The 26,371-nt window shown below is 69.4% G+C and carries 22 protein-coding genes; 11 read left to right on the forward strand and 11 right to left on the reverse strand.

Annotation, left to right across the window (positions count from 1 at the left end):
* The first annotated feature begins 257 nt into the window (after positions 1-257).
* Together HOV91_RS31160 and HOV91_RS31165 are read left to right on the forward strand one after the other, a co-directional pair.
* Positions 258-1,472, forward strand: coding sequence for an AfsR/SARP family transcriptional regulator (locus HOV91_RS31160; RefSeq protein WP_174188890.1), 1,215 nt, complete (start codon positions 258-260; stop codon positions 1,470-1,472).
* A 71-nt stretch (positions 1,473-1,543) separates the two neighbouring features.
* On the forward strand, positions 1,544-2,035 hold the full coding sequence (locus tag HOV91_RS31165; protein WP_174188891.1) for a DUF779 domain-containing protein: 492 nt from the start codon (positions 1,544-1,546) through the stop codon (positions 2,033-2,035).
* 68 nt (positions 2,036-2,103) lie between these two features.
* Here the strand turns inward: HOV91_RS31165 and HOV91_RS31170 are convergent, their stop codons facing one another.
* Entirely contained in the window at positions 2,104-3,657 is a 1,554-nt protein-coding gene (locus tag HOV91_RS31170) for a succinic semialdehyde dehydrogenase (protein ID WP_174188892.1), read from the reverse strand.
* A gap of 242 nt (positions 3,658-3,899) precedes the next feature.
* Between HOV91_RS31170 and HOV91_RS31175 the strand changes: the two genes are divergently transcribed.
* The 5 genes from HOV91_RS31175 to HOV91_RS31195 all read left to right on the forward strand — a co-directional run bounded on the left by HOV91_RS31175 (position 3,900) and on the right by HOV91_RS31195 (position 8,486).
* Complete coding sequence (locus HOV91_RS31175) at positions 3,900-6,242, forward strand: sensor histidine kinase (protein WP_174188893.1); 2,343 nt, start codon at positions 3,900-3,902, stop codon at positions 6,240-6,242.
* A gap of 2 nt (positions 6,243-6,244) precedes the next feature.
* Entirely contained in the window at positions 6,245-6,670 is a 426-nt protein-coding gene (locus HOV91_RS31180) for a roadblock/LC7 domain-containing protein (protein WP_174188894.1), read from the forward strand.
* The gene (locus HOV91_RS31185; RefSeq protein WP_174188895.1) at positions 6,667-7,041 is read left to right on the forward strand and encodes a DUF742 domain-containing protein; all 375 of its coding nucleotides are present in this window, start codon (positions 6,667-6,669) and stop codon (positions 7,039-7,041) included. Before HOV91_RS31180 ends, HOV91_RS31185 begins: the two co-directional genes overlap by 4 nt.
* A complete protein-coding gene (locus tag HOV91_RS31190) occupies positions 7,022-7,621 on the forward strand; it encodes a GTP-binding protein (RefSeq protein ID WP_174188909.1) in 600 nt (199 codons plus the stop codon). The genes HOV91_RS31185 and HOV91_RS31190 overlap by 20 nt, the downstream gene beginning before the upstream one ends.
* A 112-nt stretch (positions 7,622-7,733) precedes the next feature.
* A complete protein-coding gene (locus HOV91_RS31195) occupies positions 7,734-8,486 on the forward strand; it encodes an MSMEG_1198 family transcriptional regulator (RefSeq protein WP_246351209.1) in 753 nt (250 codons plus the stop codon).
* A gap of 6 nt (positions 8,487-8,492) precedes the next feature.
* On the opposite strand, the gene HOV91_RS31200 is transcribed toward HOV91_RS31195, so the two are convergent.
* Both HOV91_RS31200 and HOV91_RS31205 read right to left on the reverse strand, forming a co-directional pair.
* Positions 8,493-9,635, reverse strand: coding sequence for a ThiF family adenylyltransferase (locus tag HOV91_RS31200; protein ID WP_174188897.1), 1,143 nt, complete (start codon positions 9,633-9,635; stop codon positions 8,493-8,495).
* Positions 9,632-11,068 (reverse strand): phenylacetate--CoA ligase family protein, encoded by a 1,437-nt coding sequence (locus HOV91_RS31205; RefSeq protein WP_174188898.1) that lies wholly within the window; start codon positions 11,066-11,068, stop codon positions 9,632-9,634. The genes HOV91_RS31200 and HOV91_RS31205 overlap by 4 nt, the downstream gene beginning before the upstream one ends.
* A 163-nt stretch (positions 11,069-11,231) precedes the next feature.
* Here HOV91_RS31205 and HOV91_RS31210 point away from each other — a divergent pair, with 163 nt between their 5' ends.
* Entirely contained in the window at positions 11,232-14,990 is a 3,759-nt protein-coding gene (locus HOV91_RS31210; protein WP_174188899.1) for an nSTAND1 domain-containing NTPase, read from the forward strand.
* 22 nt (positions 14,991-15,012) lie between these two features.
* Here the strand turns inward: HOV91_RS31210 and HOV91_RS31215 are convergent, their stop codons facing one another.
* From HOV91_RS31215 to HOV91_RS31240, 6 genes are all read right to left on the reverse strand, one after another.
* Positions 15,013-15,300, reverse strand: a complete 288-nt coding sequence (locus tag HOV91_RS31215; RefSeq protein WP_174188900.1) for a hypothetical protein — start codon at positions 15,298-15,300, stop codon at positions 15,013-15,015.
* A gap of 16 nt (positions 15,301-15,316) precedes the next feature.
* Positions 15,317-16,057, reverse strand: coding sequence for a DUF2599 domain-containing protein (locus tag HOV91_RS31220; RefSeq protein WP_174188901.1), 741 nt, complete (start codon positions 16,055-16,057; stop codon positions 15,317-15,319).
* 215 nt (positions 16,058-16,272) lie between these two features.
* Positions 16,273-17,013: an MSMEG_1198 family transcriptional regulator gene (locus HOV91_RS31225; protein WP_174188902.1), complete on the reverse strand. Its 741-nt coding sequence runs from the start codon at positions 17,011-17,013 to the stop codon at positions 16,273-16,275.
* 184 nt (positions 17,014-17,197) lie between these two features.
* Entirely contained in the window at positions 17,198-17,695 is a 498-nt protein-coding gene (locus HOV91_RS31230) for a hypothetical protein (protein WP_174188903.1), read from the reverse strand.
* Positions 17,696-17,727: 32 nt separating this feature from the next.
* Positions 17,728-18,141, reverse strand: coding sequence for an NUDIX hydrolase (locus HOV91_RS31235; protein ID WP_312884828.1), 414 nt, complete (start codon positions 18,139-18,141; stop codon positions 17,728-17,730).
* 54 nt (positions 18,142-18,195) lie between these two features.
* Entirely contained in the window at positions 18,196-18,669 is a 474-nt protein-coding gene (locus tag HOV91_RS31240) for a winged helix-turn-helix transcriptional regulator (protein ID WP_174188904.1), read from the reverse strand.
* A gap of 53 nt (positions 18,670-18,722) precedes the next feature.
* Between HOV91_RS31240 and HOV91_RS31245 the strand changes: the two genes are divergently transcribed.
* The 3 genes from HOV91_RS31245 to HOV91_RS31255 all read left to right on the forward strand — a co-directional run bounded on the left by HOV91_RS31245 (position 18,723) and on the right by HOV91_RS31255 (position 22,311).
* Positions 18,723-19,520: an acyl-CoA thioesterase gene (locus tag HOV91_RS31245; RefSeq protein ID WP_174188905.1), complete on the forward strand. Its 798-nt coding sequence runs from the start codon at positions 18,723-18,725 to the stop codon at positions 19,518-19,520.
* A gap of 13 nt (positions 19,521-19,533) precedes the next feature.
* Positions 19,534-20,961, forward strand: a complete 1,428-nt coding sequence (locus HOV91_RS31250) for an MFS transporter (protein ID WP_312884829.1) — start codon at positions 19,534-19,536, stop codon at positions 20,959-20,961.
* A 270-nt stretch (positions 20,962-21,231) separates the two neighbouring features.
* Positions 21,232-22,311: a saccharopine dehydrogenase family protein gene (locus HOV91_RS31255; RefSeq protein WP_174188907.1), complete on the forward strand. Its 1,080-nt coding sequence runs from the start codon at positions 21,232-21,234 to the stop codon at positions 22,309-22,311.
* Positions 22,312-22,419: 108 nt separating this feature from the next.
* On the opposite strand, the gene HOV91_RS31260 is transcribed toward HOV91_RS31255, so the two are convergent.
* Both HOV91_RS31260 and HOV91_RS31265 read right to left on the reverse strand, forming a co-directional pair.
* Positions 22,420-25,698, reverse strand: coding sequence for an arabinosyltransferase domain-containing protein (locus HOV91_RS31260; protein WP_312884830.1), 3,279 nt, complete (start codon positions 25,696-25,698; stop codon positions 22,420-22,422).
* Positions 25,699-25,795: 97 nt separating this feature from the next.
* Positions 25,796-26,122 carry a hypothetical protein gene (locus tag HOV91_RS31265; RefSeq protein WP_174188908.1) on the reverse strand — a complete coding sequence of 109 codons (327 nt, stop codon included), beginning with the start codon at positions 26,120-26,122 and terminating at the stop codon, positions 25,796-25,798.
* Positions 26,123-26,371: the final 249 nt, after the last annotated feature.

The following is a 26,371-nucleotide window of genomic DNA, read 5'->3' on the forward strand; positions in this document are numbered from 1 at the left end:
GCATGGTTGACCGGATACCGGCGCTTGACGATCCGCTACGAACGACACGGCCGCCTCTTCGCAGCATTTCTACAACTCGCCGCAGCGCTGACCTGCTACAAGAAACTCACCACGTAAGACGTCCTCTAAGGCGTGGTGCCGCACTTCGCTCGAAAGCTCACCCGACCGGCCGGTAGGGCTCGAACCGCTCGCCACCCCCGTCGGCGTCCGCCAGAATGAGAGAGCGATCATGAGCTCACACGACGACGGGTCTTCACGTGGCGCAGTTCCGCACCTTCACGCAACAGCGGGGCGACCTGCAAAGAGAATGGGAACGCTGGGCGACAGCTCCGCACACCGTCTCTCCGCCCCGACATACCGTGCTGCGCAACGAAGTAGCGCAATCCTGGCGGCGGTCGCTGCACACGGTCGATCCCGCCACCACCGAGGCGCCGGGCGTGGACGATATCGGCGACCGATGGGCCGCGTCCCCCCTGCGCGGACCGGTCACGGCGCTCGCGGGTGAGCTGCGAGCCGTCACCGAGGACTCCGGGTATCTGGCCGTGGTCACCGATCCAGCGGGCACCGTCCTGTGGTCCTGCGGCGACCGCGCGCTGCGCAGGCAGGCCGAGCGGGTGAACCTCGCGCCAGGTGGCTGCTGGGACGAAAGCCACATGGGCACCACCGGAGTGGCGCTCGCGTTGCACACCGACCGCGCCGCCTCGGTGTTCTCCGCCGAACACCTGGTCGCCGCCCTGCACGGCTGGGTCTGCTACTCCGCACCGATTCACGGACCCGACGGAAGGCAGGTCGGCGCGCTGGATCTGTCCAGTTCTTGGGATCGCTCCCATCCCGCGGTGCTGACCTCGGTGCGCGCGCTGGTGACCGCGGTGGAGACGATGCTGCGCACCACGGAGCCCGCGCCCACACCCGGGATCCGGCTGGAATGCCTCGGCGCGGCCCGTCTGCGGTGCGACGGTGTGCCGCTTTCGCTGCCGCCTCGGCAGCTGGAGATCCTCGCACTGCTGGCTCTGCAACCGGACGGCTTCACGCCGGAGCAGCTGCACGCCGACCTGTACGGCGACCGCGCGGTTTCCAGCAGCACGCTCAAGGCGGACGTCTCCCATCTGCGCCGCGCGATCGGCGGCGAGATCAGCAATCGCCGTTACCTGCTGACCGGTCCGGTGGCCTGCGACGCCGTCGAGCTGTTCGCCGCCATCACCGCGGGTGACACCAGCTCGGCGGTCTGGCTCTATCGGGGACCACTGCTGCCCGGCTCGGAGGCGCCCGGCGTGCTGCGGTGGCGGGACTACCTCGACGTCGGGGTGCGGACGGCCGTGCTCGCCGGCGACCGCGCCGAGCACGCTGTGGCGTTCGGCGAACGGGCGCCCCGGGATATCGCGGTGCACGAGCACGCGTTGCGACTGCTGCCGCCGGACGACCCGCGGCGCGCGACGGTGGCGGCTCGGCTGCATACGGCGTTGCGCGACTGACACTTTCACACCAACCTCGCACCAACCTCCGCGGACCATAGTGGGTCGGTCCGAGATATCTGCGAGGGATCATGAGCTACACCAGACCGGGAGCGGGACTCCGGGATCGCCGACTACCCGACGGGCTCCGGCCACGTCGTCCACGCCGGTCGGACGGCGCGGCGGCGCATCGAACGCATCGGCTGGACATCACCGACCGCGCGCGGGCGGTCCTGCGCCGCGTGATCGACCAGCACGGAGCGGTGCTGCTGCACGAGTCCGGCGCACACCGCGACGGGGGCGGCCCGCGGTGGCTGCCCATCCGGGAGTCCCGGATCGACGGCGCGGACATCCTGCTGGGCAATCTTCCCTGGCACACCGAATTGTGGATAAGCGGCGAGCAGTACGAGCACTGGAAGCACGCCCACCTCACCGTGGACGTGGCCGACGAGCCCGGCGGCTGTGCCGCGGACGCGCTGGAGAACATGCGCTTCGTCGTCAGGACACGGCTGCTCACCGACGACGAAGCAGCGGCGCTGGCGGCCGGAGGACCGCCGCGCACCGGAGCCGACCGGTTGGCGTGACCCCTGCACGAGCCGACCGGCGGACCGTCCGCCCGGGTGGGCACGACCACCCGGGCGGACGTCGTGCGTCAGCGTCCCGGCAGGAAACGCAGGCTGCGGGCGACGGTCATCAGGAACGGCTGCCACTTGCCCTTCGGGAACAGCCTCGGCGGGTCGAGATTCATGAACCGGGTGACCACGATCGACTGCGGTTCGGTGAACTTCAGCAGGCCGTCCGGGCCGTGGCGGCGCCCCACCCCGGAAATGCCCATGCCGCCCATCGGGGCCGCGGTGGTGCCCCAGGCCGGCGCGTAGCCTTCGTCCACACAGACCGTGCCCGCGTGCAGCCGCTGCGCGATCCGCTCGCCTTCGGATTTGCTCGCCGCCCACACCGAGGCGTTGAGGCCGTAGTCGGTGTCGTTGGCCAGACGCACGGCTTCGTCGACGCTGTCGACGGGGTAGAGGGATACCAGCGGGCCGAAGGTTTCGTCGCGACCGCATTCCATCTCGTCGGTCACTTCGCTCAGCACGGTCGGCTCGAAGAACAGCGGACCCAGATCCGGGCGCGCCTTGCCGCCGGTGAGCACTTTCGCGCCCTTCGACGTGGCGTCCGCGACGTGCTTGGCCACCGTCTCCAGTTGCGTTTCGGAGATGAGGCTGCCGATATCGGCCGAATAGTCGTAGGCCGCGCCGAGTTTCGCGGCGTTCACAGCGGCGACGAACTTCTCGGTGAAGTCCGCGGCCACCGCGCGCTCGACATAGAGCCGCTCGATCGAGATGCACAGCTGCCCGGCATTGGAGAAGCAGGCGCGCACGGCCGCCTTGGCGGCCTTGTCCAGGTCGGCGCCCGCGGCCACGATCATCGGGTTCTTGCCGCCGAGTTCGGCGGAGAAGCCGATCAGCCTGCGGCCGCACTGCTCGGCCAGGGTGCGGCCGGTCGCCGAGGAACCGGTGAACATCAGGTAGTCGCACGCCTCGACGATCGCGGTGCCGACCACGCCGCCCGGTCCGGGGACGACCGCGAGCAGCTCACGCGGCAGGCCCGCCCGGTACAGCAGTTCGGCGCCGGCCAGCGTGGAGAACGGGGTCTGGCTGTCGGGCTTGACCACCACGGCGTTGCCCGCCATGAGCGCGGGAATGGAATCGCCGATCGACAGCAGCAGCGGGTAGTTCCACGGCGCGATGACGCCGACCACGCCTTTCGGCTGGTACCGGACGGAAGCGCGGTTGAGCACCGGGAAGGCGCCCGGTACCCGGCGAGCGCCGAGCAGGCCCGGTGCGATCTTCGCGAAGTAGCGGGCCGCGAACATCAGGCCCATGATCTCTTCCTGGGCCGCCCAGCGCGCTTTGCCGGTCTCGGCTTGCACCACGTCCATCAGGAACTCGCGGTGCTCCACCACCAGCGCACGGTAGCGATTCAGCACCGCCGCGCGTTCGGACACCGGCCGCGCCGCCCAGCGCCGCTGCGCGACCCGGGCCCGGTCGAAGGCGGCCGTGACATCGGCCGCGGTGCCCACCGGCACGCTGCCGAGCGGATCACCGCTGAACGTCTCGGCGATCGTCCTGCGCGGACGGTCCGCGGGCGCCTCGATCGCGGCCAGCGCGCTGAGGCGATCGAATACATCGGCTTTCGGCGCGGGCATCGTTGCCTCCTACTTGTGAGTAACTTCGAGATACACACAATCTACGCCCCGCGCCGCCCGCCGTGCGCGGAATATCCGCCGGAGGCGTCCACAGTGGATTCCGTGCCGAATATCAGGTAGCTCCGTGCGGTGTCCGGGGCATGATCATCGGCGAGGCACGACACGACCGCTCTGGTCAAATCCAGTCCCACTCACCGGGACCGGACGTCCGGATAGCCGGGTTCGTGGTTTACGTTATGCCGATGTTCAGAGCGAGGCTCGGGGTCCGTACCCGGATTCTGGCTATCGCGCTCATTCCGAGTCTGACTCTGCTGTTGGCCGGTTTGGGCGCGGCGGGCTATCTGGTAGCGGAGGGAACCAAAGCCAAGGACTGGGCCGCGGAGAGCCAGAACGCCATCCCGGTGACCAGCGAGGTCATGGAGGCGGTCCAGGAAGAACGCCAGCTGACGCTCGCCCAGCTCTCCGGCGACGGCACCCTCGCCGCCGCGCTCGGCACCGCTCGCACGCGCGTGGACGCGGCGGTGCGGCGCCTGCTCACGGCCTCCGCGAACCTGCGCAGCGTCGACGAGTCGAAGATCACCGAAGACGACGCCGACCTGATCATGTTGACGCAGAGCCTGACCGCGGTGCGCTCCGCCGCCGACGCGGGCGCACTGCCCATCCCGGACGCGTACATGTTCTACAACCGGGTGCTCGACCCGATCCCCTCGGGCACCAAGTCCACCGTGCGGACCGCGCCGGACAGCGGAAGCGCCGTGGGCACCGTGGCCGGCGTCCGCCTGTTCTACGCGAGCGAGGCCATGGCGCGCAGCGACGCCCTCGGCGCGGTCTACGTCCACGGCGTCACTCCCCCGCCCGTCCCGATCGATGAGTACACCCGCCAGACCGGCTTCTACCACACCGAAATCGCCACGCTCATCGCCGAACTGGACGGCCCGATCAAAGACCGCCTGCAGGCGCTGCTCAGCAGCAACGCTTGGCAGCAGCTCACCGCGATGGAGAACGCCATCGTGCAGCGCGTCAGCGTCGCGACCGCATCGCCCGCCACGGCGAATCCGAGTACCGGCACACGGCAATCGAGCTTGCCCGCGCTCCCGCTGACCACCGACGAATGGCGTCGCGCCGCGACCGAGGTCAGCCGCGGGTTGCTCGACGCCTGGACGGTGTACAACAAGGATGTCCAGCAGGCGGCCGAAGACAAAGCCGCCGCGACGGCGACCAGATCCGCCGTTATGGGTGGCGGAATGCTGCTGGTCGGCGTTCTGGTGCTCGTCGTCGCGGTCCTCCTGGCCAACCGTGTCATCCGCAGGCTCAAGCGGCTGCGCGGAGAAACGCTCGCGCTGGCCGACGAGCGACTGCCCGATATGTTGCGCAGGCTGCGCGACGGCGAAGCCGTCGATCCCGCCGCCGAATCCCCGAGCCTGGATTACGGCAGCGACGAGATCGGCCAGGTGGCCAAGGCGTTCCAGCACGCGCACTCCGCGGCCGTCTCCGCTGCGGTGGCCGAAGCCCGCACCCGCGAGGGCGTGAAAGCGGTGTTCCTGAACATCGCCCACCGCAGCCAGATCGTGGTGCACCGGCAGCTGGAGATTCTCGACGAAGCCGAGCAGCGCCAGGAAGATCCGGTGCTGCTCGACACGCTGTTCCGGCTCGACCACCTCGCCACCCGCGAGCGGCGCAACGCCGAGAATTTGACCATCCTCGGCGGCGGCAAGCCGGGCAGGCAGTGGCGCAACCCGGTCCCGCTGGTCGACCTGGTGCGCAGCGCCGTCGGTGAGACCCTCGACTACGCGCGGGTCCGCGTGACGCGATTGCCCGATGTCCACGTGCTCGGCACGGTGGTCGCCGACCTCATCCACCTGCTCGCCGAGCTGGTGGACAACGCGACCTCCTTCTCCCCGCCGCAGTCGCGGGTGGAGGTGGCAGGCAACGTGGTCGGCAAAGGTGTCGTGGTCGAGATCGCCGACCAGGGCATGGGCATGTCCGAGGCCGACCTGTCCAGGATGAACGAGACGCTGCGCAATCCACCGGATTTCGGGGTGGCGGCGCTGTCGGCCGACTCCCGGCTGGGGCTGTTCGTGGTCGCGCAGCTCGCCGCGCGCCACAATATCTCGGTGCGGCTGTCGGAGTCCGACTACGGCGGCATCAAGGCCATCGTGATCATTCCGTCCGCCGTGGTCGCGGGTGCTTCGGGTGTGCCGCAAAGTCCGGCGGAACTCACCGATCCCGGCAGCCGCCGCGGACTCGTCGCCGCGCCGGTCACCGCCCCGGATGCGGGTGACTCCGCGCAGACCGCCACGTCCTCGGTCGCGACGCTGGCGGCCGAACCCGCCGCGCCCCCGCGCTACGCGCCTCGGCCCTACACCGAAGCGCCGACGCACGCGGGCCCCGACGGCCGCCCGGCGTTGCCCCGGCGCAATCGACAGACCAATCTCGCACCGCAATTGGCGCAGCCGGCCCAGGAACAGGCCGCCTCCGCGCAGCCTGAACGCTCCGCCGAACAGGCCCGTGATCTGATGTCCGCCATCGAGAACGGGACCAGACAGGCCCGCCGCGCCATCATCCCCGACGAACAGGAAGGCTAGGGGTGTCCGCTTCTCCCGCAGGTGATCTGAATTGGCTGCTCGACGATCTCGTCGACCGGCTGGCCGGCGTGCGCCACGCGGTGGTGCTGTCCACCGACGGGCTACTACTCGGCCGGTCCAGCAGCATGAGCCGCGAGGACGCCGAACACTTCGGCGCGATGTCCTCGGCGCTCTACGGATTGGCGCGCAGTGCGGGCAACCGGTTCGACGGCGGCGGCGTCCGGCAGGCGGTCATCGAGCTGGACCGCGCGGTGCTGTTCGTGACCTCCGCGGGCGACAACGCCTGCCTGGCGCTGCAAGCCGCCGAGTCCGCCAACCTCGGCATGGTGGCCTACGAGATGAACCTGACCGTCCAGCGCGTCGGCAGCTACCTGTCCACCACCCCGCGCCAAGACCTCGTCGGACATGCCGAGCAGAACCTGCCATGATCCACCCGCGTGAGCCCTGGTTCGACGAGGCGGCCGGCCCGCTGGTACGTCCGTACGCGCTCACGCGCGGGCGCACCGGCGGCGCCGGACCGGAACTGGATATGCTCACCACCGTGATCGCCGACACTTCGGCGCCCACGCTGCGGCGGAGCGAACCCGAGTACACCGATATCCTTCGGCTGTGCCGGGTCTCGCAGACCGTCGCCGAACTCTCCGCACAGTTGCGCTTGCCGCTGGCGGTGACGAAGATCCTCGTCGGCGACCTGATCGGTGACGGGCAGTTGATTTTCCGCGCTCCCGTCCCGACGGAGGCCGGACCCGATGACCTCAACATATTGCGAGCGGTACTGGATGGAATCCGAAAACTTTGACCCCAGCGGCACACCGCAGCTGGCCGCGTCGGTCAAGATCCTCGTCGCCGGCGGGTTCGGCGTCGGCAAGACCACGATGGTCTCGGCGATAAGCGAAGTCGCGCCATTGCGAACCGAGGAGCTGATCACCGAGGTCAGCACCGGCATCGACGACCTTTCGGGCGTCGAGCAGAAGTCCACGACCACGGTCGCGCTGGACTTCGGCAGGCTCACCATCGACCGCGACCTGGTGCTCTACCTGTTCGGCACGCCCGGCCAGGACCGGTTCTGGTTCCTATGGGACGAACTGGCGCGCGGCGCGCTCGGCGCCGTCGTCCTCGCCGACACCCGCAGGCTGGGCAATTCCTTCGCCGCCGTGGACTTCTTCGAACGGCGCGGGTTGCCGTTCATGGTCGGAGTCAACTGCTTCGACGGCGCACCGCGCTACACCATCGATGAGGTACGCGACGCCCTCGACCTCGACTCGGTCACCCCCGTCATGCTCTGCGACGCTCGCGACCGCAGTTCTTGCAAAGACGTCCTGCTCACTCTCGTCGAGCACCTCATCCAGCGGGCTCAGCGGGCGCACGCGACCACCTGATCCAGACCGGGCGGTCGCGTAATTGCCTGCTCGGGCAGACCTTTCGGTTCGCTGCCCGTTCGTCTTGCCCGGACATCCTGTCCCATATGAAGATTGGCGCATGGGAACGGGGATGAGGATCCTGATCGCCTCTCCACTCGGGAAGGTCATCGCTCCTGCTTTGACGCAGGCTTTGCAGGACGCGGTGGTGATCGTCGCGCCGGACCGGCGCACGGTGCAGGAGGCGATCACCGCGACCTTCGTTTTCGATGTCGTGGTGGCCGATCTGGTCTGGAACAATCCGGCTTTGGAATTCTCCTTCGACGGTCTCGATGTCGTGAACATGCTGGCGAAAGTCAACCGGCTGGCACCGGTCCTGATGGCGACCCAGGGCCACAGCATGGAACAGGACCTGCTGGATGAGGCCCGCTTGCGTCCCGAGGTCGCCGGCGTGTGCGCGAAGTCCGCCGGCGTCGAAGCCTTGCTCTCGGCCATCCGGTCCGCCGCGGTCGGCGCGAAGGCGGGCGTCGACGCGGCGCCGGTGTCCAGCACGCCGCTCTATTCCTTCTTCAGCGGTCAGCGCGGCTCCACGGCGGGACGGCTCGCGGGAGCGATCGCCGCGGGCCGCGCTTCGGACGCACAGTCCCTTGCTCGTGCGGCCCAGGTCGGCGTGAACACCGCGAACAAGGTGACCAGCACCTATCTCGGTCCGATCATCGTGCAGCGCGGCGAGCACGAAACCGGATTGCCGATGACCTTGGGCGCCGTCTACCGATGGTGCGGCCTGCACGCTCGGTACTTGACCAGCTGGTGCCGCAGAAACGGTCACGCCGACGTCCTGAGGCCGATGTATCGGTCGCCGGACGAGCCGGCGACCGACCAGTGAGCGCTGCTAGCCCAACTCGAGTTCAGCCAGGAACTCGTCCTCCCCCAACTCGTTCCAGCCGTGCTGGGCACTGTCCTGGGCGCCGAACAACGAGTCGTCCAGATCCAGGCGGTACCGCCCGGAAGGCAACTCCTTGCCGCAGACGATCGATCGCGCTGCCACGCCGGCCAGCGCCCCGGCCAGCGACACCGCGGTGCCCAGCTGCGGCCAGGAAGCCAGGCTGCGCCCTACCTGGGTGAGCGAATAGCGCGTTCGGGGGGTGATCCGGCTGCCGACGATCGCGACGGCCAGCTCGATCCGGCGGCGCGGATCACGCAGCTCGTCCGCCGAGAGTTCGGTCAGGTCGCCCGCCTGTCCGTGGAACAGCGGATAGTCCGGTTGGAGGTCGTAGCGTTCCACGTCGAGGAAGGCGTTGTCCCCGTGGTCGGTCACCATCAGCACCGGGATGCCCGCCGCACGGGCCCTGCGCCGGATGTCGACCTTCATCGCGAAGTCGTCCATCTCCTCGATCACCACCGACAGCCGCTCCCCGGGGCCCGGCGCTCCGAGATACCGCGCGGCCGTCTCGGGCTGGTAGCCGGCCGGGAAACCCTCGATCTCGCAGTACGGATCCAACTCCAAGGTGCGGCGCCGCGCGAGGGTGAGTTTCGGCTCGCCCACGTCGCACACCGATCCCTGCAGCCGATTCAGATTGCTGCATCCGAGGGTGTCGCGTTCGGCGAGGCGGAAACGGCGAGCGCCGGTCAGCGCGCACACGGCCAATGCCGAAGCGCCGACGCTCAGCCCCGCGACGCCGATCGAGGCCCGCGCCCATGCCTCCTGCTCGTCACCGGTGAGCAAGTGCCGGTTGCGGGCGGTGCGAAGACGCCAGAAGTGCTCCGAATCGGGAAGTTTGACGACGGTCGCGCGCCACGGATAGACGACGAAGCGACTGATCCGGTCGACCGAACCGTCATCCAGCGCCGAGGCCATATAGCTTTCCAGGGCGCGTTCGGCCGCCGCGGTCCCGGCGGCGAACTCGGGGCGATCGATGACGGCCAGTTCCGGCAATGCGCTGGCCCAGCAATCGACGAAGCGGTATCCCGATCGGGGCGCGAGCAATTCGGCGATGCGCCCGCGATCGGCGACCGGATGCAGGATCTCGATCATGCCCGCACCTGCGTCCAGCGGTGCTTGATGCCGGCCTCGAAGCCCGCGCTGCCGAAGCGATGCAGACTGATCACCGGTTCGGCAGCGGCGCCGAGCGTCGCGTGCAGGCGGCGGTACTCGTCATTGGTGCGCCGCAGCGCCCGGGTGACTCCGGCTTGCAGCATCGGCCCGAACGCGTCTGCCGGGCAGGCGCCCTCGCGCAGCTCCACACGCAAGTGCAGGGTCTGCTCGAATCGGTCGTCGTGTTCGACCGCCAGCACGAACTTGCCGCTCACCGTGCGGGCGAACACCGGGTCCTCCAGGGCGGCGCGAATGTTCTCCGGGTAGATCTCCAGTGCGTAGAACGATGCCGCGACGTCGGTTCGCCGGTGCAGCGTCAGGAAGCCGCAGGAGTCCGTCGAGGTGACGACCGGCAACCGGTGGCCGTGCTCGCGCAGCGTGTCCGCGAGGCGGTCCGCGGACATGACCTCGCCGACGTCGTTGATCCGATAGCGCACCAGCGGAAGCGCCGTGTCCGCGGAGAACAGGAACCGTCCCTCCGCGTCCACCTCGGTGAATCGCAAGTCGGCGTCGTACTCCACGAAGGTGGGCTGGTGCTGCCCGGCGCCGAACAACGCTTCCCGCAGGGCGGGATCGCGCTGCGCCGCTCGCCGGACCGCGATGGTGGTCGGGGTCTCGCACCCCATGATGCCCGCGTCGGCCGTGCCGTAGACGGCGCAGATGTCCTCGGGGCGGCCGGCTTTGCCGATCCGTTCGAGCACGTAGTCGCGCCACTGCTCGGTGATGGCCTCACCCGCGAGCAGCACGCGCAGATCCTGCCGGAGTACCTGCTCGGGCGCATGGTCGAGCACGTCTTTGACGAACGGCGGATATCCGGCGACGACGACCTGGTCGTAGCGCGGACCCAGCTCGGCGATATTCGCCAGGATCGTGTCGAGTTCGATACCCGGGGTGATGACCGAGAGCTTGTGTCCACGGCCGCGCAACGCCAGTGCCGCCGTGTAGGTGTAGGTGCCGCCGATCCAGTTGCCCATGGCGAAGCAGATCACCAGCAGCGTCGAGCGCCGATGGGTCTGGAAGTGCCTGCGGAACATCCGGCTGTAGAGTTCGATCGCTTCCTCGTGGGCGACGAGGTCGCGCGGCCAATAGGTCGGCGCGCCGGAGGAACCGGAGCTGCACGACCAGGTGCCCGCCTGGGTGACGTCGCCGTGCCACAGCAGCGTCTCGAGCGGGTAGTGCCGCAAGTAGTTCTCTTTCGTCATCGGCGGCACAGTGGCGAATTCCGCCGACGTCCGGATGTTTGCCGGGTCGATCCCATGCCGTGCGAGGAACTCGCCGTAGGCGGGCACCTGGCGTGCCGCGCGGTGGAAGACGTCCAGTGCCCGGTCGAATCCAGCAGCGGAGTCGACGGGTACCAGCAGTGGAGTGGACATATTCGTTGATTCCTTCCCACCCGCCGCCACGCCTGCCACGGTCGGCATCGGTGATCAGCGAGCTGAGAAGATCGTCTGAACTGCGTTGACGCGGAAGAAAGTAGTCAATACAAGGTCCGTACGACACGCGGCGGCAGCACCGCGCTGCCGATAGAATCCCCCCATGGCACACGGGGGAGGACGGGGGCCGGATCCGCTGCCGGTCTCCAATCGGGAGGAATTCGCGGTCGCGTTCCGGCGCCTGCGTACCGACGCGGGGCTCACCGTACGGCAGGTGGTCGAACGCTCGGGTTGTCTGCACGGCACCGTTAGCGGATGGTTCGCCGGTCATCATGTGCCCACCGAGCAGAACGAGCGGATGTTCCGTGATGTGCTCGCCGCGTGCGGCGTTGCCGACGCGCAGGAGCAGCAGCGGTGGCTGGCCGCCGTCCGGCAGGTCCGCCCGACCACCGGCCGCAAACGCCACCAGGGCCCGATCCCCTACCTCGGCCTGGAGGCCTTTCAACCGGACGACGCCGAATGGCTGTTCGGGCGTACCGAATTGACGCGGGAGCTTCGACAGCGCATCGCGGCGCTCGCCGGGTCGCCACAGCGCATTCTCGTCGTGATCGGGGCTTCGGGCTCCGGGAAGTCGTCGCTGTTGCGTGCCGGGCTCCTGCCCGCGCTGCGGGAGGCGGGCGGCACGGTGTCGGTGTGCACGCCCGGTGCCCATCCTGCTCGTGCGCTCGCGGCGGCGGAGGCGGCGCAGGTCGTGATCATCGATCAGTTCGAAGAGACCTGGACTTTGTGCCCGGACCCCGCCGAGCGCGCCGAATTCCTCGCGGCGCTCGCCGCCGCCGTACCGGAGCCGGTCTACGTGCTGGGGTTACGAGCCGACTTCTACCACCATGCGGCCGAGCACCCGGTCCTGCACGACGCGCTGGCCCACCAGTCGGTGCTGGTCGGCCCGCTGACCAAGGACGCGCTGCGGGAGGCGATCGTCGAACCGGCCCGCAAGGCCAATTGGACGGTCGAAGACGAGCTCGTGCAGCTGCTCGTGGTCGAGCTCGCGCCGCGCGGATCGACGGCCGCCCATGACACCGGCGCGCTTCCGCTGCTGTCGCACGCGCTGCTCGAGACCTGGCAGCGCTCCACCCGGCGGCGGATGACGGTGGCGGATTACAACGCGGTCGGCGGCATCGCCGGCGCGGTCGAGCAGACCGCCGAGACGGTGTTCCGCGGACTCACCGAGCCGCAACGGCAGATCGCGCGCCGTACGTTCCTGCGGCTGCTCAACGTCGACGAGGAGGCGATCACCCGGCGGCGGGTGCAGCGCCCTGAGCTGTTCTTCGACGACGACTCGGTGTCGGACGTCAACGTCGTGATCGAGCGATTCGCCACGCACCGGCTGCTGACGGTCGAGGAGGAAACCGTCGAGATCACCCACGAGGCGCTGGTCGGCGCGTGGTCGCGGATGACGCGGTGGGTGAACCAGGATCGCGAAACCCTCACGGTGCACCGCCGATTGACCGAGGCCACCCACGTCTGGCTGGACAACGACCACGACCCCAGCCTGCTGCTCGGCCCGGCCAGGCTGGAATTCGTCCAGGACTGGGCGAGCACCGACGGCCACGATCGCGATCTCAACCAGAGCGAGCGGGAGTACATCGCCGCGAGCGTGGCGCACCAGGCCGAGGTGCGCGCACGGGAACGCCGCCGCACCCGCATCCTGCAGGAGATGGTGGTTGGCCTGGCGATCGCCCTGGTCGCGGCGATCGTGCTGACCGTCGTGGCGCTGGTCGCGCGCTCCAACGCCGCGCAGGCGCGTGACGAGGCGATGTCGCGGCAGATCGCCGCGCAGGCGGAACGGCTGCGCGGCACAGACCCCGCCCTGTCGGCGCAGCTCGCGCTCGCCGCGTTCCGGCTCGAGCCGACCCTCGAGGCGCGTTCGGCCCTGCTGGACAGCTCCGCGGTGCACACCCCGAACCGTCTGCTCGGCCCCGACGGCGGCGCGCTCGTCGCCACCGACGAGGCAGGAGGCGTCCTCGCCGTCGGCAGGAGCGACTCCTCCATCGACATACTGCGGCTGGTCCCGGGCGGCACGGCGCAGCGGGCCGGTCACATCGCCGCGGCGAAGACCGGCGACGTACTCGCCGCCATCTCGATGACCGCGAGCGGATCACTGCTGGCCGCATCGTTCAACGACCACATCGATCTCTGGGATCTCAGCGATCCCGCGGCGCCGGTGCGCCGGTCCACCCTGGGTGGCGCGGCAGCGGTGTATCGCAACCTCGCCATGAGCGCCGACGGGCGTTCGCTCGCCGCGGGCACTGCCGCGTCCGCCATCGCCCGCTGGGACATCACCGATCCGCGTGCCCCCGTGCCGCTGGGCGCGCTCGAACTGCCCGCGGGTGCGCCGGTGGTCGCGTTCAGCCCGAACGGCCGCTTCGTCGCCGCTGCCGGACTCGCGGGCTCCCTGCGCATTTGGGCGAACAACGGCGCATCGCCCTCGCTGCTGGCCGACGTCGGTCCCGACGGGTCGACGGCGCAGGCGCACGCACTGAGATTCGGTCCGGACGGGACCGTTCTGGCCGCCCCCGGCCGTGCCAACGAGGTTCGCCGCTGGGATGTGCGCGATCCGGCGCGCCCGGTCGCGCAACCGCCGCTGCGCGGATTCACCAGTTACGTCAACGACGTGGCGTTCAGTCCGGACGGCAACCGGCTGGCCGCGGGCAGCTCGGACAACAAGACCCGGATATGGCGGCTGGACTCGGGACAGCTGGAGATGGAACTGCCCAATCCGGTCATCGTGGTCTCGGTTCGATTCGCCCTGCACGGACGTGCGGTGATCACCGGTGGCCTGGACGGCGCGGTCCGGATCTGGCCGTTGCCCGGCCCGATCCTGCGCGGCGCCCAGAGCGTCGTCTACCAGACGCCGATCGATCGCACGGGCGAACTCGTGCTGGTGGGCGCGGGCGCAGGCGACGGCAGCGCCCACCTGTGGAACGTCCGCGACCCGGCCGCCCCTGTCGAATACCCGGCACTCCCGGTGGGACCGGACGAAAAGACCTGCGGCGCGGTGTCGCTGTCGCTCGACGGCTCCTCGGCCGCGGTCGCGACCAGGAACGGCCGCGTGCTGCTCTGGGACATCCGCGATCCGTGGCATCCCCGTCTGAGATCGACGATAACCGCCGTCAACGGAATCGTCGCCAGCCTGACGTATTCCCCGGACGCCACGATGCTGGTGGTCGCGGGCCAGGACGATCCCGTCGTGACCGTGTGGGACACTACCGAACCCGCCGCGCCGCGGCGGCTGGCCGACCTCGACGCGGGACCCGGACTGCCCGGCATCGTGGCCATCGACAGCGCGGGAGCGAACCTCGCGGTCGCCACCTCCGACGACTCGGTGCGCCGCTGGGACATTCGCGATCGCACCCGCCTGGTCGAGCTGCCGAGGCTGTCCGGATTCACCAACGACCTGACCACCGTCGCATTCGGTCCAACGGCCCAGGTCCTCGCCGCGGGCAGCATGGACCACACCGTGCAGCTCTTCGATGTCTCCGAACCGGCCGCGCCGCGACCGCTGTCCACGCTCTCCGGCGCCGCCGACGCGATCATCAGCGTCAACTTCAGTCCGGACGGCACCCGCCTCGTCGGCGGCGCCAGCGACAACGGTATCTGGGTGTGGGATATCTCCGATCCGCGCCGGCCACGACGATCCGCTGTGCTCAGCGCCTACACCGGCAGAGTCAACGACGCCGTCTACGGTCTGCGGGGCGATCTCCTGCTCGCGGCCGGGCCGGACAAGGTGGTACGGCTGTGGGCCACCGATGCCGAGCAGGTCGCCACCGATCTGTGCCGCAGCGGAAGCATGCCCTTGACCCCGACGGAATGGCAGCGCTACCTGCCCGGAGTTCCCCGATACGAGCTGTGCGCCGGGTGATTCGCGCAGGAGATCCCCACGCTCATCGCCGTCGCCACAGCAGCGCGACGAAGCACGCCGACACCGTGCACACGAGTCCAGCGACGAACACGGCGTACTCCCACCACAGCATCGTCTCCGAAGCCGACACCCCGCGCTCGTCGGCTTCGATCGCGGAGTTGTAGAGGAGCGCCGCACCGAGGCAGACCGACGCCGATCCCGCGACCGCCAAGGCCCGGCTCCAGATTCGGGGAAGCCGGGCCCGGGGGCCGCGAAGCAGAACGAAACCCGCGGCTCCCGCGAGAACCAGCATCACCGGAAGCAGCAACACGACGGACCGGACCTTTCTACGGATTGCAACCCTTGAACACGGTGTTCCAATAGCCGACGTTGGGCCGCGCCTTCTCCAGGTTCCATTCGTTCTTGAGGTAGGGCGGCGCCCAGTCCGCATGGCAAGTCCACTGATTGTGCATGCTCCAGTACAGATTGTCGGCCCAGTTGGCGCGAACCTTGTGGTACAGCTCGTCGAAGGATGCCTGCTTGTTGACGAACGCGGTCAGGCGTCCGCAGTCGGTCGGCACCACGCTCAGCGATTCGACGCCGCCGCGTTCGATCCACTTGAACGAGGCCACGTAGTCACCGCAGACCGAGCGAGTCGCCTTGTCGACCTCGGCTCGGTCGGCCGAGCGATCCTGGGTGTTCGCGGGCGCCTTCTTCGCGAGCTCGTCGCACCTGGGGACACCCGGCGTCCAGCCGTCGACACCGGTTTTGACGAAGGCGTTCGGCAACCACGCGCCCGTGTCGAGTCGCTCCCAGATATCGGTCGTGTTGGCGCCGTTCGACACCGACTGCCCCCGTTGCTCGCACACGATCGTCACCACGGCGCCGTCGGGCAGCGCCTTTCCGATCTGACCCGACCCCATGGACGGAGCGCTTTGCGGGTAGATCCCGATTTTGGTCCACGCCACGGGGTATCGAGCCTCCGCGTGCGCGGTAGCGGGCAGCACCGCACCGAACAGCAGCGCGGAGAGAATGGTCGCGAGCGCCGCGCCACGAAAGCGCCCGGAGCGCAGGGACTCATGGAACATGGAGTACTCCAACGTAGGTGTGGGAATGCCAACAGTTACCGGCAGGCACACTTCGATGGAAGCACGAGAAATGCTGGAAAAACCGTTATCGGAGCACGGATGGCGAGATTGACCGCACCTCGTGGCAATCGGCAAGTAGCTGCCGATTCTTCGCATGCCGGGCAAGATCTTGCCGCGACGCTCGAGCAGCCGTCACCGGTGCGGCGCGGACAGCGTCATACGAATCGCGGGCCGAGCACATCCGCGTGCCCGTTGCGTCGGCACCAGCTGATCAGATAGTGCGCGTGCTCGCCGCACCAGCGGAATATCGCGCCCTGGGTCAGCGGCGTATCGTCGGGCAACTCACCTCGTTCGCGAATTATGGGTCCGATGAAGGCGTTCGTCGCCTTGTTCGCGGTGTGTCCGCCCACTTTGGCCGCTCGCGCCAGCGAGGGGTAGTCCCATGCCGATCCGGCGGCGATCGCACCGGCGAGTCGTGCGGCGGTCCGGCCATGCGGGTCGCCGAAGAGCGTGCACAGCGACGGTGGCCCCTCCCCTGGCGGCGACAGGGGCGTACACCCGCCGGTGGCCGCCCGTCGAACCGCCTCGAGCAACGCGGGCACGCCCGAGGATTTGTCGTAGAACTCGGCGATCTCCGCCGACCGATCCCGCGCCTCGTCCAGGTGGTCACGCTCCATGCTGTGGCCCTGAGCCGCGAGCAGAACCGCGGTGTGACGGTTGCTGTCGCGCAGCAGGTCGAGAACGTCCAGCCCATCGAAGCGATACTCCGACTCCGGATGATTCCAGATCAGGTCACAGATCACGACATCGAAGCGGAAACGCCCGACCACCTCGCCGCGGACGGCATCGCCGTCCCCGGCCACGCAGACATTCGATGCCGGAAAAGCCTGCGACAGCGTCGGAGCGATGATCTGACCCAGCGGTGAAGCGACGAGCAGCCGCAAGCTTGGTTCCATAGCGCGATATTCGACGCTGCGCCCCGATGCGCGCAAGATCCCGAATACGCTGTTTACCAACAGATTTCGCCGTCAGCGTGGTCCATCGAGCAATATGTTGCTCAGCACCGTCCACGCCGAGCAGAAACGATCCGGGCGCACCCGCGAGCAAGTGGCAGATGACCTCGGGACCGACAGTTTCGCCTCACACCTGCCGCAGCCACGCGCGCAGCAACAGCGCGCCGCCCGCGGCCAGCGCCACCGCGACCGGCGCGGGCCACCACGGCCCGTTGCGGCCGAGCAGACCGCGGATGAGCCGCAACTGGAACGCGCCGAGTCCGGCCAGGATCAGCAGCCAGACCGGCAGCAAGCCGATGCCGAGCGCCGCGTGCACCGCCCATGCGCCTGCCAACGTGGGCCCGCCCCAGGAGCCGGCGAGATCGTCGCCCGCGACGAGCGGATAGCAGATGCCCCGGAACGCGGCGACGACCGCCAGGAACGCCGTGAACCAGCTCAGCAGGCCGACAGCGCCACTGAGCACGGAGTGCGACACCGATCGCGCCGCCGAGAACTTGTGCGGCAGAACCGATTCACCGAGCATTCGCCGCGGCACGCGCAGCCGGGTCGGAATTCGCCGCACGGCCAGCGGCAGTGCGCGCAGCGCGTAGGCCGCATAGCGCAGGAGTGCCCGAAACCACGACATATCGCCGACGGTAGCGCTGTTCGGCCCGCGATTCACCGCAGCAGGCCCGCGTGCACCAGATCGTCGAACAGCAATTGGTCGACCGGCGGGACGAGGCCGCGGTCGGCATAGCGGAACCACGCGACTTCCTCGATCTCACTGCTGGCGGCCAGGGTGCCGCGGTAGTCGGCGGTGTAGCAACTCATCCGCACCACCGCGCCGTCCGCCGGGCCGTGCACCGCCTCGTAGGTGCCGACGTGCGCGGCGGTCTCCGGCAGCAGCGCGACGGTGAGCTCCTCCTCGATCTCGCGCAGCAGGGTCTGCAGATCGGTCTCACCGCCTTCGCGCTTGCCGCCGGGAATGTAGAAGACGTCCTTGCCGCGTGGTCTGGCGCAGAGGATCCGGCCCTCCTCGATGCGCACCCACGCCACCGTGTCGATCAACTGCCGCATTCGCCCGTCCGCCACCGCCGCAGCCTAACGCCGTGCGACTCCGGTCGTGGAGCGGGCGTAGCCGCTGCCTCAGCGGGCCGGGAGCAGGGAAGGGTCTTTGGCGCCGGGCCCGAGAATCGGACGCAGGTCGCGCGGCGCGAGGTGCGCACCGCAGTGGGAGCACACCGGCTCGACGGTCGCGAGGTGCCCGCAACCGGTGTGCCTCGTCTGCACCGGCGGACCGTCCGGTGCGGCCCATTCGTCGCCCCACTGCCGCATCGCGGTGACGACCAGCCACAGCGAGCGCCCTTTCGGGGTGAGCCGGTAGTCGTAGCGCATCGGATTGTCCTGGTAGGGCTCCCTGGTCAGCACCCCGTGCCGGACCAGATGGTCGAGACGCTGAGTGAGCACGTTGCGGGCGATGCCGAGGCGGGCGCGGAAGTCGTCGAAGCGCGTCACGCCGAACAGGGCGTCGCGCACGATCAGCAGCGTCCACCACTCCCCGACCACCTCGAGGCACTGGGCCAGCGAACAGTTCATGTCCTCGAAGCTCGTCCTGCGCATTCCGTCAGCATAGTCAGTTGCTTGATAAAACTCACTACCCTATGGTGCGTTGCATGAAGCAACTCACTGGGCGGACCCTCGTCGAGGAATTCGCCATCACCCGAACCGGCGCCGGTTGGCACGCGCGGGTCGACCGGTCCTGGCGAGGGTGGACCGGACCACACGGCGGCGTGATCGCGGCTCTGCTCGTCGAGGTCGCGCGGGCGGCGGCAACCGAACCGCTGCCGGTGCGGGCACTGGACCTCCGGTTCTCCGGCCGCCCCACCGACGGTGTGCTGACCTTCCACGCGAGCGAGCACGTCGTCGGCCGCAGCACCGTCGCGCTGGAGGTGCGCGCCGAGCAGGACGGCCGCCCGATCGCGGCGGCGTCGGTCACGCTCGGGCGCACGGTGGGCACCGGCGTCGAGGACTACGCGGGCGCCGCCGCCCCGCGGGTACCCGCTCCCGAATCCTGTGCGCCGTTCGCCCTCCCGCCCGAAATCGTGCCGGTAGGGGCTCATTTCGACATCCGACCCGCCGCCGGACCACTGCCGCTCACCGGCGCGGGCGAACGAATGATGTGCGCCTGGATCGCACTCGTCCCCGAGCTGCCCGCCGATGCGGCGACCCTCGCCATCCTCGCCGACGCCTTGCCACCAGCGATCTTCCCCACCTTGCGCGCGCCCGTCGCGATCCCCACCGTGACGCTGTCGATGCACCTGCACGCCGAACCCACCGGCAACCTGCCGGTGCTCGTGCGCACGGTGAACGCGTCGACCGGCGGTGGCTGGTCGGTGGACGACACCTCGATCTGGGACCGGAGCGGCCTGCTGCTCGCCTCGGCCCGCCAGACCCGCCGCGTACTCGGCTGAAAGGGAGACGATCGTGCATTCCCCCGCCACGACGCCGAACCGGGCCGCCGACTTCCGGCTCGTGCTCGCCGTCGTCTCGATCGGCGTCCTGCTGTCGAGCCTGGACCTGTTCATCGTCAACGTCGCCCTGCCGGACCTGGCCGCCGATTTCGGCGAAGCGCGGATCTCCGCACTGTCCTGGGTGCTCAACGCCTACGCGATCGTGTTCGCCGCCCTGCTGGTCCCGGCAGGACGACTCGGCGACCGCCGCAGCATCCGCACCACCTTCCTGCTCGGGCTGGTGGTGTTCGTCGCCGGATCGGCGCTGTGCGCGACGGCGTGGGATACCGGGTCGCTGGTTGTGTTCCGCGTCGTCCAGGCCGTGGGCGGGGCGCTGCTCACGCCCGCCTCACTCGGCCTGGTACTGGCCGCCAGCCCGCCGCAGCGGCGCGCCGCTGCGGTCCGGCTGTGGGTCGCCTTCGGCGGGCTCGGCGCGGCGCTCGGTCCCGTGCTCGGCGGTCTGCTCGTCGAATTCGGGTGGCGCTGGGTGTTTCTGGTGAACGTACCGATCGGCCTGTTCGCCGTGATCGTCGGCGTGCGGGTGCTGCCCGATCCGCCGGGCGACGGCGGGCGGCTGCCCGATCTGGCCGGAGCGGCGGCCCTGGTCGGCGCAATCGCGGGGCTGGTGCTCGGCCTGGTCAAGGGCGAGGACTGGGGGTGGTCCTCGGCGGGCGTGCTGACCGCGTTCGCGGTGGCGGCGATCCTGACCGCCGCGTTCGTCGTCTCCTCGGCCCGTCACCACAGCCCGGTGGTGGACCCGGCGCTACTGCGCGCTCCCAATTTCAACTGGATGACCGGCAACGCCGTCTTGTTCAACGTCGCCTTCGGCGCGATGCTGCTGTCGGTGGTGCTGTGGGCGCAGAACGTGTGGGACTGGTCGGCATTGCGCACCGGTCTGGCCATCGCGCCGGGCCCGCTGATGGTGCCGCTGATCGCCGTCCTGGCGGGTCGGCTGATCGGGCGGATCGGGGCCGGGCCGGTGATCGCCGCGGGCGGGATCGTCTTCGGCGCGGGCATGCTGTGGTGGGCGCGCGCGATCACCCTGACGCCCGACTACGTCGGCGGCCTGCTCGGCGGCATGCTGATCAGTGGCATCGGCGTCGGTCTCACCTTGCCCACCGCCTTCGCGGCGGGCACCAGCGGACTGCCGCCGCAGCGGTTCGCGACCGGGTCGGCCGTGTTGAGCATGGCGCGCCAGATCGGCCTCGCGGTCGGCGTCGCGGTCCTGGTCGCGGTACTCGGCACACCCGACGGTCCGGAGGCGACACTCGACGCGTTCCGGCGCGGGTGGTACGTGACGGCCGCGGTGGCGGTCCTCGCGGGCCTGGTCGGCTTCGCCGCCCGCATGCCGAAATCCGGTGCCGGACAGCCGGACCCGGTCACCGAGCCGGCTGTCGCCTGATCTGCGACCTTTCGCCGGTACCACTACAGTGCCCGTGAGCCCATGTCGGGCGCGGCCGATCTGCTTCGCCGCTGGTCGCCCCTTCGGCAACCCGATCGAGAGGCGGGGACGAACACGGGAAAACGCCCACAGTCCTCGCTTCCCGGCCGACCACCGCGCGGCGCGGGCTTGCCGCGCCTGTCATGATCTCGATCCGGGGACATCGCACTCGCTGCGGTGCGACCGAGAATCCGCACTGTCCATCCGCGAACAGAAAACAGGTGACTGCAAATGCCGAAGATCGTGGTGTTCGGCGCCACCGGATACACCGGCCGCCTGACCGCCGAAGCACTGCTCGCCCGCGGCGCGGCGCCCGTACTGGCCGCGCGCAGTGCCACCGCGCTCGAGAAACTGGCCGCCGACCTCGGCGGCGCGGAGACCGCGGTCGCCGACGTGACCGACCCCGACTCGGTGCGGGCGCTCCTGGGCCGGGGCGACGTGCTGGTGACTACGGTCGGGCCGTTCCTGCGCTACGGCGGGCCCGCGCTGGCAGCGGCCGTCGCGGCGGGCGCGCACTACTTCGACTCCACCGGCGAGGGACCGTTCATCCGCACGGTGTTCGACCGCGACGACGAGGCGCGCAAGGCGGGAGTCGCCCTGCTGACCGCGTTCGGGTTCGATTTCGTGCCCGGCAATCTGGCGGCCGGTCTCGCCTTGCGCGAAGCGCCGGACGCCGTTCGCGCGGATATCGGCTACTTCATCGCCGGCCCCGGCACCAGCGGCGGCACCCGCGCGTCCATGGCCGGGATGCTGTTCGAACGCGGTTTCGCCCTCCGCGGCGGCCGGGTCGTGCCGGAGCGGACCGGATCACGAATCCGCACCTTCGACGTCGCGGGCCGCCCGCGAACGGGAGTGTCGATTCCCGGATCGGAACATCTCGCGCTGAGCCGCGCCTACCCGCGGCTGCGTGAGGCCGACGTCTTCCTCGGCCTGCCGCCCGCGGCCGCCCGCGGCCTGCAAGCCGGCTCGTTGCTCACCGGCGCCGTCGCCCGAGTGGAGCCGGTGAAGCGGCTGGCCGAGGGCGTGCTGGAACGCGTCGTGCAGGGCTCGACCGGCGGCCCCGACCAAGCGAAGCGGGCCCGCACTCGTTCCTGGGCAGTCGCCGAGACATTCGACGACACCGGCCACACCCTGGCCTCGGTGACACTGACCGGGGTCGACCCCTACGACTTCACCGCCGCCATCCTCGCCTGGGGCGCCCAGACCGCACTGAACGGCGGCCTCCTCGCCACCGGTGCACTCGGCCCGGTCGCCGCATTCGGCATGGACGCGCTCACCACCGGCGCGGCCGATGCGGGGTTCAGCCGGTAGGGGGTCCGCCGCGGCGACCGATCCGCTGCACAGCCCTCCGCCCAGGCATGCCGGTGCGCGCAACCAACCGGTCCGCGCCGACGATCGCAGCACGCGGATGTCGCTCCGCTAGTACGACGTGATGATGTGCCCGGGCGTCCACGTGCCCCAGCGTTGGACGCGTTCGACCCCGACCCGGGCAGGGCGGGCATCGGGGTCCTGCGGGATGAACTGTTCGATCGAGCCCCAATCGCGGTCCCAGTCGTTGTTCAGATAGGACGGCAGGCTGCGGGCGGTGAACAGGAGCTGGGTCCAGCCGAGCGGACCGCCGCCGTCGTGGCCTTGCCAGAGGTTGGTGATCGTCGCGCCGTTGCGGTCGGGCAGGATCCGGTATTCGGGAAGGCTGGCGACCCCGGCGCGGGTGGGCAGGTGGTTCTGGCACGGGAAATGCAGCCCGACCGCCCAGTCGAGCAGGACCGGGGTTGTCGAGCCCACGACGGAGTTCAGTGTTCTGGTTTTCGGGACCCGGGGTGGCGTCACGGCGAGCCACTGATCTTTGTCGAGGGCCTTGTCCTCGGCGACGAGCCGGACGACGTCGGCCTCGGCGGGAAGGTGGTCGAGTGGCACACGCAAGTTGCGCCACAGAGGAGATGGGCCGATGTCGATCGGCAGCAGGCGGCCCATAGGGGTGACGCTGTCGTCGGGTTCGCTGCGGCCGTATTCGAGTTCGAGCATCTGTCCCGGGTGCGCGATTCCGTCGGAATCGACCGAACGGATCCGACCGGCTACGGCGATCGCGATGATCTGACCGCGACTCCCGCCGACGACGGCGGGCAGCCGATACCACCCGGTGGTCAGGGCGGCCGGCGTCTGAGGCCCATCACGGTAGCTGCCGAGCACGGGAGTCGTGGCAGGATCGAGGCCGAAAGGCAGGGCGACGCTACTGCCGTTGATTCCGCTGCCGCTCGAGGTGTCCGATTCCGATCCGGCTGATCTGGCGGCGTCGCGAAGTTCGTCCCGGTCGTCGGAAACCGAATTCGCCCGGCCGGTGGTGGATTCGACCTCGTCGGAGGTGAGGACCGGCGCCACGCCGTTCGGGCTGAACCCGGCGAGGTGGTCGCCTGCCAGCGCTGTGCTGACGTCACCGGAGATCGGAGGCAGCATCGAGGAATCGGGATCGGTCTCCACGAGCACGTCGTCCGCCATGCCGCAGCCTCCGGAATAGGCCGTGGACAGGTTGGATTTGGCGACCGAATAGGAAGGGTACTGCGCCACTGCGGCTTTGACGAAGGAGCCGACCAGGAACAACACGATCGCTGCCGCGACCACCGCCAATACCGGAATCCGGGCCGAGCGGGCAACGATCGAATCACCCTGCGGCACGGCTTGCGGTCGGATATGGAACCACGCCGCGGCGGCCAGCGCGAGGAATGACAATCCGGCAGCGACGCTGGACAAACCCATACTCGCGATGGTCGGCGGCTTGTCCCACCAGGGAATTCCCCAGGCGGACACATACCAGTAGCCGTTCGCGCCGACAAAAGTCAAAGCCAGCGCGAAGAAGACGGCGGCGGCGAACAGCGCGCGATTGCGCAGCGGCCGCATGACGCCGGGACTGATGGCGACAGCGGTGAGCGCCGCGACGCAGGCGGCAAGCCCGGCGAAGACGCCGAACTGGTGGGTCCATTTGGTCGGCGAGAACATCAACAGCCCCATCGCGGCGACGGTGATGCCCACGAGACGCCGGGACGGCCCGATGGAGGTCCCAGGGATGTGTCCGCCACGCCGCAGCATGGTGACCACGCACACGACCAACCCCAGCACCATCACGAACATGCCGAAACGCCGGGAGAGCCACCCGTCGGAGTTCAACTGCAGCAGATATTGGTAACGCAGGAACTCGAGGAACCAGGACTCACCGGGACCGATACGCCCGTGGACGTAGGACATCTCGATCACGGCGGCGAGTGTCCGGTCCGCGAAGACGACCGCCAGAACCACCGCGCCGGAAGCGAACAGCGGCAACAGCTGCGGCAGGTAGCCGACGCGGCGGGCACGCTGTACGACCACCGCGACGAGGCCGCGCGCTCCCGCCAGCAGGGCGCCGACGCAGATCAGGCCCGACGGCGCCACGGTCAAGGTCAGCGCGGCGATGACGATCGCCGCCGCCACGGGCAACAGTCGACGGGTCGCGATCGCTCGCTCGATCGAAACCCAGGTGAGCACGACGCCCGCCGCGACGAAGGGCTCGGCACGCAGCCCGTTGTTGTAGGGCAACCAGAACGCCAGGAACATCAGCGCGGCGGTCCAGGTCACGACCTTGTCGTCGCGCACAGCGACACCGAGGCGGGGAATGACCTCGCGGCTGACGACCCACCAGGTGATCACCGCGACCGCGAGCGTCGGCAACCGCACCCACGCACTCGCCGTCGACAGGTGCGACATCCATGCGATCACGTCGGTGTAGGGCGTGTAGAACGGCCCCTCGTCGACGCTGAACCAACGGTAGTAGTTCGACATGTACCCGGAGCTGCGCGAACCGCGGGCCATTCCGAGGATGTAACCGTCATCGGAGGTGTTGGCTCCGATGAAATGCCACAGCAGCAAGACCGCGAAGACCACACCATCGGCAGGACGGAGCCGCCACCACCGGGCCGGCAGAAATCGCCGCGAGAAACGGCCGTCCATGCGGTCCAGCCGGTGCAATGCCAGCAACGAGGCAGCTGTCACGAGCAGGCACAGCACGATCGCGGTCAGCTTCAGCAGAGTCGGCGAGGTCGAGAACCGGGAATCGACGGCGATATCCACCCGCATTCCCTCCGGCGCCGCCCCGGTCAGATCGGTGAAGACCCCGACGACCTGGGGACGCACATCGGCATCGGTCACACTGCCGGGATCGCCCATGCCCGCGACCGTGGCCTGCCCTGGCGACACCTCGATCACCAGCGCGCCGGCCTGTCCACGGACCGACTCCAAGGACGCGGACCAGAGCAGGGTGCTGCGCGAGACCACGTCGACTCGCCCAGGCCGATCGGAGGTATCCGCAACGACCTTGACGACGAATCCGTACCGCTCCATGTCCGCTGACTGCCGTGGCACCGTCGAGAAGGCGACGCCTCCGGTGTCGGCCAGAGTGGTCAGTGCGGCGTGGGGAACATGTGCTGTGAGCCGGATGGGCGCGTACGACACCAGCGGCGCCGCCACGCTGTTCGCGATCCCGGCCTCGGGCCAGGTAATGGTCGCGGTGTCCATCCGGACGGGTAGGAACGGCACGGCAACGGCGAGCAAGGCGCCGATCAGTCCGGTGACCACCGCGATCAGACGCACGCGATCCCTGGGATTCGCGCGCTGCCCGGTATCGGCGTCCTCGAGGGACGGCTGCCCCGCCCACACTGCTGTGTCAGCCACGGGGCTCGATCGTAGCCGAGTGGCCGGTGCGCGAAATGGTCTGGCGGAGCGGCTGTCCGGGCGCCGGGCGCGCTTCGGGCGAGTCCGCCGGGACGGGCTACGCCCAGATCCGGGAGAGTGCTGAGCGGGAATACGTCTGCTGGGGCGTGACCGTGATCAGGTCGCAGACCTCTACGAGTTCACCGGGCACGGCATTGCCGAAGTGCTGCAGCCCGGGGACGATGACCGCGTCGACACCGAAATTGCGGGCCGCGTCGACCAGACGGTCCACCGGCGCGTCGGTACCCGCGCCGAAGGTCACGGTCTTGCACAACTCATAGCCCAGGCGTTTCGCCAAACTCCGCATCTGCGCTTCGTCCCAGTCCTGGGACACACCTGAGACGTCCTTGCGGAGATATCCCAGCGCGGGTGGTTTGGCCCTCATCGGTAGCTCCCTTGCCGCGTTCGTCGCTGAAGTGGTGGAGTGCCCGCACGCCTCCAGCTGTCCGGGTGCCGACGCAGCGAGCGAGGCTGAGCGATGTATTGACATCATATGTAGTCAACAGCAGTCGATGTCAACATGTGCGGCGTTTCACGCACGCGGCCCCCGGGCGCCGATTCGGCCCCCAGGGTACCGCCGCCCACACGGCTTCGCCGGGCCGTCAGCGTTCGCGAAATATGCTGAGTGGCAGGG

The sequence above is a fragment of the Nocardia barduliensis genome (genome assembly GCF_013315795.1).
Lineage (GTDB): Bacteria > Actinomycetota > Actinomycetes > Mycobacteriales > Mycobacteriaceae > Nocardia > Nocardia barduliensis.

Coding starts and splice junctions, on each gene's coding strand:
- HOV91_RS31165 (WP_174188891.1), top strand. CDS start 1,544: ATGAGCTACACCAGACCGGGAGCGGGACTCCGGGATCGCCGACTACCC.
- HOV91_RS31170 (WP_174188892.1), bottom strand. CDS start 3,657: ATGCCCGCGCCGAAAGCCGATGTATTCGATCGCCTCAGCGCGCTGGCC.
- HOV91_RS31175 (WP_174188893.1), top strand. CDS start 3,900: ATGTTCAGAGCGAGGCTCGGGGTCCGTACCCGGATTCTGGCTATCGCG.
- HOV91_RS31185 (WP_174188895.1), top strand. CDS start 6,667: ATGATCCACCCGCGTGAGCCCTGGTTCGACGAGGCGGCCGGCCCGCTG.
- HOV91_RS31190 (WP_174188909.1), top strand. CDS start 7,022: ATGGAATCCGAAAACTTTGACCCCAGCGGCACACCGCAGCTGGCCGCG.
- HOV91_RS31195 (WP_246351209.1), top strand. CDS start 7,734: ATGAGGATCCTGATCGCCTCTCCACTCGGGAAGGTCATCGCTCCTGCT.
- HOV91_RS31200 (WP_174188897.1), bottom strand. CDS start 9,635: ATGATCGAGATCCTGCATCCGGTCGCCGATCGCGGGCGCATCGCCGAA.
- HOV91_RS31205 (WP_174188898.1), bottom strand. CDS start 11,068: ATGTCCACTCCACTGCTGGTACCCGTCGACTCCGCTGCTGGATTCGAC.
- HOV91_RS31210 (WP_174188899.1), top strand. CDS start 11,232: ATGGCACACGGGGGAGGACGGGGGCCGGATCCGCTGCCGGTCTCCAAT.
- HOV91_RS31220 (WP_174188901.1), bottom strand. CDS start 16,057: ATGTTCCATGAGTCCCTGCGCTCCGGGCGCTTTCGTGGCGCGGCGCTC.
- HOV91_RS31225 (WP_174188902.1), bottom strand. CDS start 17,013: ATGGAACCAAGCTTGCGGCTGCTCGTCGCTTCACCGCTGGGTCAGATC.
- HOV91_RS31230 (WP_174188903.1), bottom strand. CDS start 17,695: ATGTCGTGGTTTCGGGCACTCCTGCGCTATGCGGCCTACGCGCTGCGC.
- HOV91_RS31240 (WP_174188904.1), bottom strand. CDS start 18,669: ATGCGCAGGACGAGCTTCGAGGACATGAACTGTTCGCTGGCCCAGTGC.
- HOV91_RS31245 (WP_174188905.1), top strand. CDS start 18,723: ATGAAGCAACTCACTGGGCGGACCCTCGTCGAGGAATTCGCCATCACC.
- HOV91_RS31255 (WP_174188907.1), top strand. CDS start 21,232: ATGCCGAAGATCGTGGTGTTCGGCGCCACCGGATACACCGGCCGCCTG.
- HOV91_RS31265 (WP_174188908.1), bottom strand. CDS start 26,122: ATGAGGGCCAAACCACCCGCGCTGGGATATCTCCGCAAGGACGTCTCA.